The organism is Ramlibacter tataouinensis TTB310, from assembly GCF_000215705.1.
GTDB classification, from domain to species: domain Bacteria; phylum Pseudomonadota; class Gammaproteobacteria; order Burkholderiales; family Burkholderiaceae_C; genus Ramlibacter; species Ramlibacter tataouinensis.
The window spans coordinates 3,551,828-3,564,777 of record NC_015677.1; the positions used below are offsets into that span (position 1 = coordinate 3,551,828).

Consider the following 12,950-nt stretch of genomic DNA (forward strand, 5'->3'; position numbering starts at 1 on the left):
CCCCGTCCGTTCCCTCCTTGGAGCTCATTCATGTTGAAGCGACGCAGCGTCCTCACGCACTCGGCCTCCCTCGCCGCCCTGGCCGCCCTGCCCCCGGCGGCCCTGGCGCAGGCACGCAAGGACACGATCACCATCGCCATGACGCTCGAGCCGCCGGGCCTGGACCCGACCGCCGGCGCCGCCTCGGCCATCGCCGAGATCACGCACTACAACATCTACGAGACGCTGACCAGGATCAACCCGGACGGCAGCGTCACGCCGCTGCTGGCCGAAAGCTGGGAGGTCTCGCCCGACCTGCGCACCTACACCTTCCGGCTGCGCCGCGGGGTGAAGTTCAGCAACGGCGAGCCCTTCAACGCGCAGACCGCCGCCTTCTCCTTCAAGCGCGCCGGCGGCGAGAAGAGCACCAACAAGGACAAGCGCACCTTCGCCAGCATGGAGAGCATCACCGCGGTGGACGACCACACCCTGGTGATCGTCAACAAGGAGCTGGACCCGGACTTCCTGTTCCTGATGGGCCAGGCCACCGCGGTGATGGTGGAGCCCAAGAGCGCGGACACCAACGGCACCAAGCCGGTGGGCACGGGCCCGTACCTGCTGGAGAACTGGGCCAAGGGCTCGTCGGCCACGCTGACCCGGTGGAACGAGCACCGCAACGCGGCCAGCGTGAAGATCCGCCGGGCGACGTTCCGCTTCATCCCCGACTCCACGGCCCAGGTGGCCGCACTGCTGGCAGGCGACGTGGATGCCGCCCCGCGCGGCATCTCGGGACGCTCGGCGGCGACGCTGCAGAACAATCCCCGGCTGCAGGTGATCGTCTCCGGCTCTCGTGCCAAGACCATCCTGGCCATCAACAACGGCAAGAAGCCGCTGGACGACGTGCGCGTGCGCCGCGCCATCGCCGCGGCCGTGGACCGCAAGGCCCTGATCCAGGCGATGGTCGAGGGCTACGGCGTGCCCATTGGCAGCCACTACCCGCCCAGCGCGCCCGGCTATGTGGACGTGACCGGCGTCAACCCCTACAACCCGGACAAGGCGCGCGCCCTGCTCAAGGAGGCCGGCATCACCGGGCCGCTGGAGCTGACCGTCACCCTGCCGCCGCCGCCCTATGCGCGCCAGGGCGGCGAGGTCGTCGCGGCCATGCTGTCCAAGGTGGGCATCAATGCCAGGCTGCAGAACGTGGAATGGGCGCAGTGGCTGTCGGGCACCTACGGCAACAAGAACTACGACCTGACCATCATCTCCCATGTCGAGCCGTTCGACCTGGGCAACTTCGCCAAGCCCGAGTACTACTGGAACTACCAGTCGCCCAGGTTCAACGCGCTGTACGACAAGTACAAGGGCACGCCGGGCGCGCAGGACCGCATGAAGCTGCTGGCCGACATGCAGCGCCTGCTGGCCGAGGACAGCGTGCACGCCTTCCTCTACCAGCCCCAGTGGGTGACCGGCGCCAACAGGAACGTGCGCGGCCTGTGGAAGGACATGCCCATCTTCGTCAACGACCTGGCGGGGATGTCCTGGGCGTGAGCACGACGGCAACGGCCCTGCACGAGCTGGGCGCCGCGGAGCTGGTGGCGGGCTACCGCCGGGGCACGTTCTCGCCGGTGGAGGTGGCCCAGGCGGTGCTCGGCCACATCGAGCGCTGGGAGCCGCACCTGCGGGCGCTGTACCTGCTGCGGCCGGAGAAGGTGCTGGAGCAGGCGCGCGCCAGCCAGGCGCGCTGGCGGCGTGCCCAGCCGCTCGGTCCCATCGACGGCGTGCCGGTCACCATCAAGGACAACATCGCCACCCAGGGCGACCCGACGCCGCTGGGCACGGCCGCCGTGCCGCTGCTGCCGGCCGCGGCCGACGCGCCGCCGGCGGCGCGGGTGCGCGAGTCGGGCGGGATGGTGATCGCCAAGACCACCATGCCCGACTACGGCATGCTGTCCTCGGGACTGTCGAGCTTCCACAAGCTGGCGCGCAACCCCTGGGACCTGCGCAAGACACCGGGCGGCTCCAGCGCCGGCGCGGGCGCGGCCGCCGCCGCCGGCTACGGGCCGCTGCACATCGGCACCGACATCGGCGGCTCGCTGCGCCTGCCGGCCGGCTGGTGCGGCATCTTCACCCTCAAGCCCAGCCTGGGCCGCATCCCCATCGATCCGCCTTACATGGGGCGGGCGGCGGGGCCTATGACGCGCACGGTGGCCGATGCCGCCTTGTTCATGCAGGTGCTGGCCCGGCCGGATGCGCGCGACAGCATGAGCCTGCCGCCGCAGGACATCGCCTGGGACCGGTTCGACGCGGGCCCGGACAAGCTCAAGGGCCTGCGCATCGGCCTGCTGCTGGAGGCCGGCTGCGGACTGGCGGTGGAGCCGGAGGTGCAGCGCGCCGTCGAGGCGGCCGCGCGCCTGTTCGAGCGCGCCGGCGCCAGCATCACGCCCATGAAGCCCTTCATGACCCAGGCGATGCTGGACGGCATGGACCATTTCTGGCGCATGCGCTCGCATGTCGACATGAAGGCCCTGCCGCCCGAAACCCGGGCCCGGGTGCTGCCCTACATCCGCCACTGGGCGGACAGCGCCGAAGGCATGGGCGGCGAGGCGGTGTTCCGCGCCTTCAGCCAGTTCCATGCCACACGGGTGGCGGCCGTGGCCGCCTGCAACGCCTACGACTACGTGATCTCGCCGGTCTCGCCGGTGCCGGCGTTCGACGCGCACCTGCCCTCGCCCACCAACGACCCGCTGCGGCCGCTGGAGCACATCGGCTTCACCGTGCCCTTCAACATGTCGGAGCAGCCGGCCGCATCCGTCAACTGCGGCTACACGGGGTCGGGCCTGCCGATCGGCCTGCAGATCGCGGGCCGGCGCTTCGACGACCTGGGCGTGCTGCAGGTGGCGCGCGCCTGGGAACTGGTCCGCGGGCCGCAGCGGCCCTGGCCCGTGCCGCCTTCCGAGGCGCTGCAGCATGTGGACTGACGCGCTGGGCAACGCGGTCACGCTGGACAGCGGCGCCGCGCTGTCCGCCGTCGACGATTTCGCCCTAGGCTTCATCGCCAGCGAAGCACGGGCGGCCAACGTGCTGGCCGCGGCGCAGGCCGACGGCAGCCCGCTGCTGCAGGCCTACGCGGCCGCGGTCCACCTGTTCGCCGAGTCGCGCGGGGCGGCCGGCAGCGCCCGCCCCTTCCTGGCCAGGGCGCAGGCCGGCGCGGCGCGGGCCACGGCGCGCGAGCGGCGCTTCATCGCCGCCGTCGCCGCCTGGATCGAGGGCGACACCGCGCGCGCCATCGCCTTGCACGAAGAGCAGGCGCGGGAACATCCGCGCGACCTGGCCTCGCTCAAGCTGGGCCACTATCACCTGTTCAACCGCGGCGACTCGCCGGGCATGCTGCGCCTGGCCCTGGCCGCGCTGCCGGCGGCGGCCGACGTGCCCTACCTGCACGGCATGCTGGCCTTCGCCTGGGAGCAATGCCATGCGCTGGAGGCGGCGGAGGCCAGCGCGCGCCGCGCCATCGCGATGCGGCGCAAGGAGCCCTGGGCCCACCACGCGCTGGCCCATGTGATGCTGACCCAGGGCCGCCTCACGGAAGGCCATGCCTTCCTGGCCGAGGTCAGCGACACCTGGACCGGGCTGAACTCCTTCATGGTCACGCACAACTGGTGGCACCAGGCCCTGTTCGCGCTGGAGCTGGACCGGGCGGACGAGGTGCTGGGGCTCTACGACCGGCAGGTCTGGGGCGTGGCCAAGGACTACACCCAGGACCAGGTCAACGCGGTCTCGCTGCTGGCGCGGCTGGAGCTGGCCGGCATCGCGGTCGGCGGTCGCTGGCAGGACCTGGCCGACCACCTGGCGGCCCGCACGCAGGACCAGGTGCTGCCCTTCCTGGACCTGCAGTACCTCTATGGCCTGGCCCGTGCCGGCCGGACCGAGGCCGAAGTGCTGATGCGCAACATCGAAACGCATGCGCGGACGTCGGACAACCCGGTCTGGCGCCAGGTGGCGCTGCCGGCGGCGCGCGGCCTGCTGGCGCATGCGCAGGGCCGGCCGGCCGAGGCGGTGGATGCGCTGGGCCAGGCCCTGCCGCGCCTGGTCGAGATCGGCGGCAGCCATGCGCAGCGCGACCTGTTCGACCAGGTCTACCTGGACGCGCTGGCGGGCAGTGGCCGGCTGGGCGGCGCCCAGCACCTGCTGCAGCAACGCTGCCGCGCGCAGCCGCAATCGCGCAGGCTGCGCCGGCAGGCACGCGGGCTGTACGGCACGCTGGGCCTGGCGTCGGCGGCCGACACCCTGCTGGCGCCCTGACGTGACGCAGCTGGTGCTCCTGCCCGGCCTGGCCGGCGACGCGGCCATGTGGCAATCGCAAGCCAGGGCGCTGGCCGGCTGGCAGCCACACATCAGCGACGTGCACATGCGCCACGGCCGCATCGAAACCATGGCCTCGGCGCTGCTGGCCGAACACCCTGGCGAGCTGGTGCTGTGCGGCGCCTCCATGGGCGGCATGGTGGCGATGGAAGCCGCCCGGCAGGCGCCCGGCCGGGTGCGCGGCCTGGCCTTGCTGGGCACTACCGCGCAGCCCGAGACGCCGGACATGCAGGCACTGCGCGAGGATGCCGTGAAGCTGTTCGAACAGGGCCAGGTGGCCGAGGTGATCGAACCCAACCTGCGCTTCGCCTTCCACCCCCACCATGCCGCCGACCCGGCGCTGGCGCGGGCCTACGTCGATTTCGTGCTGCGCGCCGGCGCCGGGCAGCTGGTGCGGCAGAACCGCGCCGTGATGGCGCGGCCCGATGCCCGCACCCACCTGCCGGCGCTGCGCTGCCCGGTGCTGGTGGTGTGCGGCGAGGACGACCAGCTCACGCCACCGGACTGCTCGCGCGAGATCGCCGCCCTGGTGCCCGGCGCGCGGCTGGTGCTGCTGCCGCGCTGCGGCCACATGCTGACCATGGAGCGGCCGCAGGCGGTCAATGCCGTGCTGCTGGCTTGGTTGAACAACCTGTAGCCCTACCCCATGACCCTTCCTGCACATTCCCGCTTCGACGCCGGCGCCCTGCGGAGCTTCGCCGAGCAGATGTTCCTGCGCGCCGGCATGCCGGCCGACAAGGCCCGGGACGTCGCCGACATCCTGGTCGAGGGCGACCTGCTGGGCCACGACACCCACGGGCTGCAGCTGCTGCCCGTGTACCTGGAGGAGATCGCGCAGGGCCGCATGACGCTGGACGGCGGGCCCGAGGTGCTGAACGACCACGGCGTCGTGCTCGCCTGGGAAGGCAGGCGCCTGCCCGGGCCCTGGCTGATGCTGCGCGCGATCGAGGAGGCCAGCGCCCGCGCGCGGCGCCTGGGCACCGGCATCGTCAGCGTCCGCCACAGCCACCACATCGCGGCGCTGGCCACCTACGCCCGCCGCGTCGCCGAGGACGGCCTGGTCCTGGTGCTGATGTCCTCCGCGCCCGGCACCAGCAGCGTGGCGCCGTTCGGCGGCACCCGAGGCGTGTTCTCGCCCAGCCCGATCGGCGTCGGCATCCCCACGGGCGGCGAGCCGGTCATGGTCGACGTCTCCACCTCCATCACCACCATGGGCCTGACCGGGCGCCTGGCCAGGGAAGGCGCCCGGCTGCCCGGCGCCTGGGTGATCGACGAGCAGGGCGTGCCCACCGACGATCCCGCGGTGGTGACGCCGCCGCGCAAGGGCGCGCTGCTGCCGCTGGGCGGCACCGACGTCGGCCACAAGGGTTACGGGCTCGGCCTCATGGTGGAGGCGCTGACGGCGGGGCTCGCCGGGCAGGGACGCTCCGACCCGGGCCCGCGCTGGGGCGCGACGATCTACCTGCAGGTCATCGATCCGCAGGCCTTCAGCGGCACGGCGGCGTTCGAGCAGCAGATGGACTGGATCGCGCGCCAGTGCGAAAGCAACCCGCCGGCCGATCCGGCGCGGCCGGTGCGCCTGCCCGGGCGCCGCGGCCTGGCGCTGCGCCGCGAGCAGCTCGGGCACGGGGTCAGCCTGCCGGCCTCGGTGGTGAAGTCGGTCGGCGAGTGGGCGGCCAAGCTGGGCGTGCCCATGCCCGAGCCGCTGTCAGGCGGGAGCTGAGGAAGGTCCCCAGACTTTTTCGGCTTCGGCCAGCAGGGCGCGGGCCAGCGCCGCTTTCGGCCCCTCGGTCCAGACCAGCCCCATGCGCCGCACCGGCACCGGCGGGGGCAGCGGGATGCGCACCACCTCCAGCCCCTCGGGCCAGGGCGGGGTCCAGTCCGGGACCAGCGACACGCCCAATCCCTGGTGCACGAACACGGCGATCGCGTTCAGCGCGTCGATCTCGATGCGCTCCTGCGGCTGGATCTGGTGTTCGCGCAGGTAGCTGTCGGCCAGGCGGCCGCCCCACATGGTGCGGTCGTAGCGGATGAAGGGCTCGCTGGCCAGCAGGGCCAGCGGGTCGCGGCCGGCCAGCGCGCCCGGCGCCAGCACGCACAGCGGCTCGTCCACCAGCACCTGCCAGCCGCAGGACTTGGGCAGCGTGAACTGCGGCTCCACGATGACGGCCGCGTCGAGCATGCCGCCGGTGACGCGCTGGTACAGCGTGCCGGAGTTGCCGGGCTCCATGTAGACCGCCAGCTTGGGATGCTTGCCGTACATGCCGCGCAGCAGCGGCGGCACCACCCCGGTGAGCGCGGAGGTCGAGACGCCGAGCCGCCATTCGCCCAGCGGGGCGTCGTCGTTGGCCAGGGCATGGAGGTCGCGCAGGTCGCGCAGCACGCCGCGCGCGTGGCTGAGGATGCGCAGGCCGGCCTCGGTGGCCTTGACGGTGCGGCCGGCGCGGCGCACCAGCGTGGTTCCCATCGCCTCTTCCAGCGACTTGACGCGGGCGGCGACCGCGGCGGGCGTGAGGTCCAGGCGGCGCGCCGCCTCGGCCATCGACCCGGCGTCGACCACCATCACGAAGCTTTGCAGGAACTGCGTGTCCATGCGGAAGAAAACTCCATTATCGAGTGAAGATGGGAAAGGGGGATGTACGGCCCCCGCGCCGGGGTCCATCATGCCGGCCATGATCGAACTGAGCGAAAAGCGGGTCACCGGCCCCGTCATCCGCCTGCATCCCAACGACAACGTGGTCGTGGCGCGGGTCGACGTGGCCATCGGCACCGCCGTGCCCGGCGAGGGCTTCACCAGCCGCAGCCAGGTGCCGGCCGGCCACAAGATCGCCGCCCGCGCCATCAGGCAGGGCGAGGCCATCCTCAAGTACAACGTGTGCATCGGATTCGCCGCCGCCGACATCGCGCCCGGCACCTACGTGCACTCGCACAACGTGAGCTTCCGCGAGTTCGACCGCGACTACGCCTACGGCAAGGACTACATCCCCACGCCGGTGCTGCCCGAGCCGGATCAGGCCAGGTTCATGGGCTACCTGCGCTCCGACGGCCAGGTGGGCACCCGCAACTTCATCGGCATCCTGTCCACGGTGAACTGCTCGGCCACCGTGGTGCACAAGGTGGCGCAGTGGTTCACCGAGGAGCGGCTCGCCGACTTCCCCCACATCGACGGCGTGGTGGGCCTGTCGCACGGGCTGGGCTGCGGCATGGAGATGAGCGGCGAGCCCATGGACCTGCTGCGGCGGACCCTGGGCGGGTACGCCAGGCACCCCAACTTCGCCGGCGTGCTGATCATCGGCCTGGGTTGCGAGCGCAACCAGCTGTCCGGGCTGATGGCGCAGCAGGGGCTGGAGGCCCACCCGCGCCTGCACACCTTCGTGATGCAGGAGAGCGGCGGCACCCGCAAGACGGTGGAAGCGGCGATCGAGGCGGTGCGCGGGATGCTGCCGGCGGCCAACGACGTGAAGCGCGTGCCGGTCTCGGCGAGGCACCTCAAGATAGGCCTGCAGTGCGGCGGCTCCGACGGCTTCTCCTCGATCACCGCCAACCCGGCGCTGGGCGCGGCCATGGACATCCTGGTGCGCCACGGCGGCACGGCGATCCTGTCGGAGACGCCGGAGATCTACGGCGTGGAGCACACGCTGACGCGGCGCGCGGTCAGCCGCACGGTGGGCGAGAAGCTGATCGAGCGCATCCGCTGGTGGAAGCAAGAGTATTCGCCCGGCCGCGACGTGCAGATCAACGGCGCGGTCAGCCCGGGCAACCAGGTCGGCGGCCTGGCCAACATCTTCGAGAAGTCGCTCGGCTCTTCCATGAAGGGTGGCACGACCGGGCTGATGGAGGTGTACCGCTACGCCGAACCGGTGAGGCAGAGCGGCTTCGTCTTCATGGACACGCCTGGCTTCGACCCCTGTTCGGCCACCGGGCAGATCGCGGGCGGCGCCAACATGATCCTGTTCACCACCGGCCGCGGCTCCATGTTCGGCGCCAAGCCGGTGCCCTCGGTCAAGCTGGCGACCAACACGCCCATGTACAGCCGCCTGACCGAGGACATGGACTACAACTGCGGCACCATCCTGGACGGCACCCAGACCCTGCCGGAGGCCGCCGAGGGCATCTTCCGGCTCATGCTCGCGGTGGCCTCGGGCGAGCGCAGCAAGAGCGAGCTGCTCGACTTGGGCAACCACGAGTTCGTGCCGTGGAACATCGGCGTCGTCAGTTAAACCTTCAACGGAGACAAACCCCATGCCCCAGATCCTGCGCCGCGGCCTTTGCGCCGCCCTCGCCACCGCCGCCCTGCTGCCGGCCGCCGCCCTGGCCGCCTGGCCCGACCATGCGGTCAAGCTGGTGGTCCCCTACCCGCCGGGCGGGGCCACCGACGTGATCGGCCGCATCGTCGCCCAGCGCCTGTCCACGGCGCTGGGCCAGCAGGTGGTGGTCGACAACCGCGGCGGCGCCGGGGGCAACATCGGCGCCGACCTGGTCGCCAAGGCCAAGCCCGACGGCTACACGCTGCTGATGGCGGCGATGACCTCGCATTCGACGATGGCGCGGCTCGAACGCGGCAAGCTGGCCTACGACCTGCAGAAGGACCTGGTCCCGGTGCAGGTGGTCGGCTACGTGCCGCTGGTGTTCGTGGTGCATCCCTCGGTGCCGGCCACCAGCTTCCAGCAGCTGGTGAGCTTTGCCAAGGGCAACCCGAAGAAGCTGACCTACGCGTCCTCCGGCGCCGGCGCGCCGCAGCGCATGGCGGTCGAGATGTTCCGCGTCCAGAGCGGGGCCGACATGATCCACGTGCCCTACAAGGGCAGCGGCCCGGCGATGAACGACCTGATCGGCGGCCAGGTGCTGATGGCGGCCGAGACCGTCCCCGCGGCCCTGCAGCAGGTTAAGGCCGGCAAGCTGCGGGCGCTGGCGGTGACCACGCCGCAGCGCATCTCCATGCTGCCGGACGTGCCCACCGTGAACGAGTCCGGCTGGAAGGACTTCGACGTGGTGTCCACCTTCGGCGTGATGGCGCCCGCGGGCACCCCGCCGGAGGTCCTGGCCAGGCTGAACGCCGAAATCGGCAAGATCATGCAGGACCCCGCGGCCAGGGAGCAGTTCCTGCAGCAGGGCGTGTACACCCTGCCGCCGCAGAGCCCGGCCGAGGCCGCCGGCCGGCTGAAGGCCGAGGTCGCCAAGTGGTCCAAGGTGATCGACGAGACCGGCGTCAAGGCCGACGAGTAAAGCCCATCGAGAGTTCCTTTCCATGTCCTCCCCTTCCGATCCCAAGAAGACCGGCGCCGACGACCAGGCCGCCGGCATGCGCAAGGGCCTCACCAACTACGGTGATGCCGGCTTCTCGCTGTTCCTGCGCAAGGCCTTCATCAAGGGGGCGGGCTACACCGACAGCGCGCTCGACCGCCCGGTGATCGGCATCGCCGACACCGGCAGCGGCTACAACCCCTGCCACGGCAACATGCCGCAGCTGATCGAGGCGGTGCAGCGCGGCGTGATGCTGGCCGGCGGCCTGCCGGTGAAGTTCCCGACCATCTCCATCGGCGAGAGCTTCGCGGCGCCCACCAGCATGTACCTGCGCAACCTGATGTCCATGGACACCGAGGAGATGCTGCGGGCCCAGCCGATGGATGCGGTGGTGCTGATCGGCGGCTGCGACAAGACCGTGCCGGCGCAGCTGATGGGCGCCGCCTCGGCCGGCCTGCCGGCGATCCAGCTGATCACCGGGTCCATGCTGACCGGCTCGCACCGCGGCGAGACCGTCGGCGCCTGCACCGACTGCCGGCGCTACTGGGGCAAGTACCGGGCCGACGAGATCGATGCGCAGGAGATCGCCGACGTCAACAACCAGCTGGTGGCCAGCGTCGGCACCTGCTCGGTGATGGGCACCGCCAGCACCATGGCGTGCATCGCGGAAGGCCTGGGCATGACGGTGCCTGGCGGCGCCTCGCCGCCGGCCGTGACCTCCGCCCGCATGCGGGTGGCGGAGCAGACCGGCACCGTCGCCGTCCAGATGGCCAAGACCCGCCTGACCGTCGACAAGATCCTGACCGCCAAGGCCTTCGAGAACGCCATGCGCGTGCTGCTGGCGATCGGCGGCTCGACCAACGCCATCGTGCACCTGACGGCGATCGCCGGCCGGATGGGCTTCGAGGTGGACCTGAAGGCGCTGGACCGCATGGGCCGCGAGACGCCGGTGCTGGTGGACCTGAAGCCTTCCGGCCGGCACTACATGGAGCATTTCGACGCGGCCGGCGGCATGACCACGCTGCTGCGCGAGCTCAAGCCGCTGCTGCACCTGGACGCGCTCACCGTCACCGGCCGCACGCTGGGCGAGGAACTGGAGCGCGCCAGCCCGCCGTTCAGGCAGGACGTGATCCGGCCGCGCGACAACCCGATCTACCCGCAAGGCGGCATCGCGGTGCTGCAGGGCAACCTGGCGCCGGGCGGCGCGATCATCAAGCAGTCGGCCGCGGACCCCAGGCTGATGGAGCACGAGGGCCGCGCCGTGGTGTTCGACAGCCTGGCGGACCTCGCCGACCGCATCGACAGCGACGACCTCGACGTGCGGGCCGACGACATCCTGGTGCTGAAGAACATCGGCCCCAAGGGCGCGCCCGGCATGCCGGAGGCTGGCTACATCCCGCTGCCGCGCAAGCTGGCGCGGCAGGGCGTGAAGGACATGGTCCGCATCTCCGACGGCCGCATGAGCGGTACGGCGTTCGGCACCATCGTGCTGCACGTGACCCCGGAGTCCGCCATCGGCGGTCCGCTGGCGCACGTGCGCAACGGCGACCGCATCCGCCTGTCCGTGGACAAGCGCGAGATCAGCCTGCTGGTGCCGGACGCCGAACTGGCGCGCCGCGCCCGGGAGCAGCCGGTGCAGGTGCCCAGCGCCGAACGCGGCTTTCGCAAGCTGTTCCTGGCCACGGTGACGCAGGCGGACAAGGGCGTGGACTTCGACTTCCTGGCGGCGGCGCAGATGCGCGGGACGGTGCCGAAGGCATAGGACCTGCGGGATACCATGCAGCCCACCATGGCTGCGCCCCCGTCCCAAGTTGCGCCCGCGCGTTCTCTGCCGGTCCGGTTCCTGTGGTTCCTGGGCCCGTTGATCGCCACCAACGTCCTGCAGGCGCTCTCGGCCACCCTGAACAACATCTACCTGGGCCAGTTGCTGGGGACCCGGGCCATGGCGGCGGCCGCAAGCTTCTTTCCGCTGCTGATGTTCTGCGTCGCCTTCGTGATCGGCCTGGGCACCGGCGCCTCCATCCTCGTCGGCCAGGCATGGGGCGCAAAGGATCTGGAGAAGGTCCTTCGCATCACCGCGACGGTCTTGCTGGGGGACGCGCTGCTCGGCATCACTGTCGGCTTGCCCGCCATGGCAGGCATCGGCGTCCTGCTCCAATGGCTGGGTACGCCGGCCGACATCCTTCCGCAGGCCACGACGTACGCGCGTGTCATGCTTCTGAGCCTGCCCGTGATGTTCGTCTACATGCTGGCGGGCGCCCTCCTGCGCGGCATCGGCGACACGGTCACGCCGCTGCGGACCGTGGTGATCGCCTGCGGGGTGGCCATGACGCTGACGCCCGCGCTGATCCTGGGATGGCTGGGCCTGCCTCCTCTGGGCGTGGCAAGCGCGGCCTGGGCCAACCTGGCGGCCAGCATGGTCGGCGTGTCATGGCTGGTGTGGCACCTGGCTCGGCGTCAGCATCCGCTCGCCTGGAAGGCACTGCGGCAGCACCTGCGCCTGGACGGGCGCATCCTGCTCACCACGGCACGGCTCGGCATCCCCACGGGCCTGTTCTTCGTGACCGGTTCGCTGGCGGACCTTGCCTTGCTGTCGCTGGTGCACCGCCACGGTTCCGACGCCACCGCCGCCTGGGGCGCCGTGAACCAGGTGATGACGTACGTGCAGTTCCCCGCCATGTCCATCGCCATGGCGGCCTCCATCTTCACGGCGCAAGCCATTGGTGCCAACCGGCTCGCCGAGGTGGATCGCGTGACCCGGGTCGGGCTGGCGCTCAATCTCTCGCTGACCGCGGGATTCGCCGTGCTGGCGGCTCTGGCGGCTCCCCAAGCGGCGGCACTGTTCCTGAAGGATCCGGCCGTCGTCGCCCTGGCCGCTTCGCTGCTGCGCATCACCGTCTGGGGGAGCATTCTCTTCGGGACGGCCAGCGTGTTCACCGCCGTCATGCGCGCGGCGGGCACCGTGCGGGTGCCCACCATGATCTCGCTGGGCTGCCTGGCCTTCGTGCTGGTTCCCCTGGGCTGGAGCCTGCACCAGGCGTTCGGGCTGCCGGGCATCTGGATGAGCTACCCCTCACCTACGCCAGTGCCTGCGTGCTGCAGGGAGCCTACTTCTATGGCTTCTGGCGGCGTCGCCCGCTCCGCCGGCTCGCCTGATTCCAGGGCGTCCGTCCGCTAAGACCGCGGCCTCAGCCAGTTCTCGGCATCCAGCAGGTTGGAGAACTCCGCCGTGGCGATGCCTTGCTGGCTGGCCGCCTGCCGGATCAGGCCGTGGCTGGTGCGCGCCGGGACGACGATCGCCAGCCGCTCGATCCGCGATCAGCACGTACTCGCCCCGGGTCTGGGCGCTCACGGTGAACATCTGA

At 71.3% G+C, this 12,950-nt stretch carries 10 protein-coding genes; 9 read left to right on the forward strand and 1 reads right to left on the reverse strand.

Features of this window, described 5'->3' with window-relative positions; translation table 11 throughout:
- Window positions 1–30 precede the first annotated feature (30 nt).
- From RTA_RS17065 to RTA_RS17085, 5 genes are read left to right on the forward strand one after another with little or no spacing between them, the layout of a single operon-like run.
- On the forward strand, window positions 31–1,527 hold the full coding sequence (locus tag RTA_RS17065) for an ABC transporter substrate-binding protein (RefSeq protein WP_013902681.1): 1,497 nt from the start codon (window positions 31–33) through the stop codon (window positions 1,525–1,527).
- On the forward strand, window positions 1,524–2,957 hold the full coding sequence (locus RTA_RS17070) for an amidase (protein WP_013902682.1): 1,434 nt from the start codon (window positions 1,524–1,526) through the stop codon (window positions 2,955–2,957). Before RTA_RS17065 ends, RTA_RS17070 begins: the two co-directional genes overlap by 4 nt.
- Window positions 2,947–4,281: a tetratricopeptide repeat protein gene (locus tag RTA_RS17075; RefSeq protein WP_013902683.1), complete on the forward strand. Its 1,335-nt coding sequence runs from the start codon at window positions 2,947–2,949 to the stop codon at window positions 4,279–4,281. Before RTA_RS17070 ends, RTA_RS17075 begins: the two co-directional genes overlap by 11 nt.
- 1 nt (window position 4,282) lies before the next feature.
- Window positions 4,283–4,978, forward strand: a complete 696-nt coding sequence (locus tag RTA_RS17080) for an alpha/beta fold hydrolase (RefSeq protein WP_013902684.1) — start codon at window positions 4,283–4,285, stop codon at window positions 4,976–4,978.
- A gap of 9 nt (window positions 4,979–4,987) precedes the next feature.
- Window positions 4,988–6,064: an Ldh family oxidoreductase gene (locus tag RTA_RS17085; protein WP_041675702.1), complete on the forward strand. Its 1,077-nt coding sequence runs from the start codon at window positions 4,988–4,990 to the stop codon at window positions 6,062–6,064.
- Here RTA_RS17085 and RTA_RS17090 read toward each other — a convergent pair.
- Window positions 6,050–6,934, reverse strand: coding sequence for a LysR family transcriptional regulator (locus RTA_RS17090; protein ID WP_013902686.1), 885 nt, complete (start codon window positions 6,932–6,934; stop codon window positions 6,050–6,052). The two genes, RTA_RS17085 and RTA_RS17090, sit on opposite strands and share 15 nt — an antisense overlap.
- Before the next feature lie 79 nt (window positions 6,935–7,013).
- Between RTA_RS17090 and RTA_RS17095 the strand changes: the two genes are divergently transcribed.
- The 4 genes from RTA_RS17095 to RTA_RS17110 are packed head-to-tail and all read left to right on the forward strand — an operon-like array spanning window position 7,014 to window position 12,763.
- Window positions 7,014–8,561 carry a UxaA family hydrolase gene (locus RTA_RS17095; RefSeq protein ID WP_041676542.1) on the forward strand — a complete coding sequence of 516 codons (1,548 nt, stop codon included), beginning with the start codon at window positions 7,014–7,016 and terminating at the stop codon, window positions 8,559–8,561.
- 22 nt (window positions 8,562–8,583) lie between these two features.
- Window positions 8,584–9,567, forward strand: a complete 984-nt coding sequence (locus tag RTA_RS17100; RefSeq protein WP_013902688.1) for a tripartite tricarboxylate transporter substrate binding protein — start codon at window positions 8,584–8,586, stop codon at window positions 9,565–9,567.
- Window positions 9,568–9,589: 22 nt separating this feature from the next.
- Window positions 9,590–11,347 (forward strand): IlvD/Edd family dehydratase, encoded by a 1,758-nt coding sequence (locus tag RTA_RS17105; RefSeq protein WP_013902689.1) that lies wholly within the window; start codon window positions 9,590–9,592, stop codon window positions 11,345–11,347.
- A 27-nt stretch (window positions 11,348–11,374) separates the two neighbouring features.
- Window positions 11,375–12,763: an MATE family efflux transporter gene (locus RTA_RS17110; protein ID WP_226986087.1), complete on the forward strand. Its 1,389-nt coding sequence runs from the start codon at window positions 11,375–11,377 to the stop codon at window positions 12,761–12,763.
- Window positions 12,764–12,950: the final 187 nt, after the last annotated feature.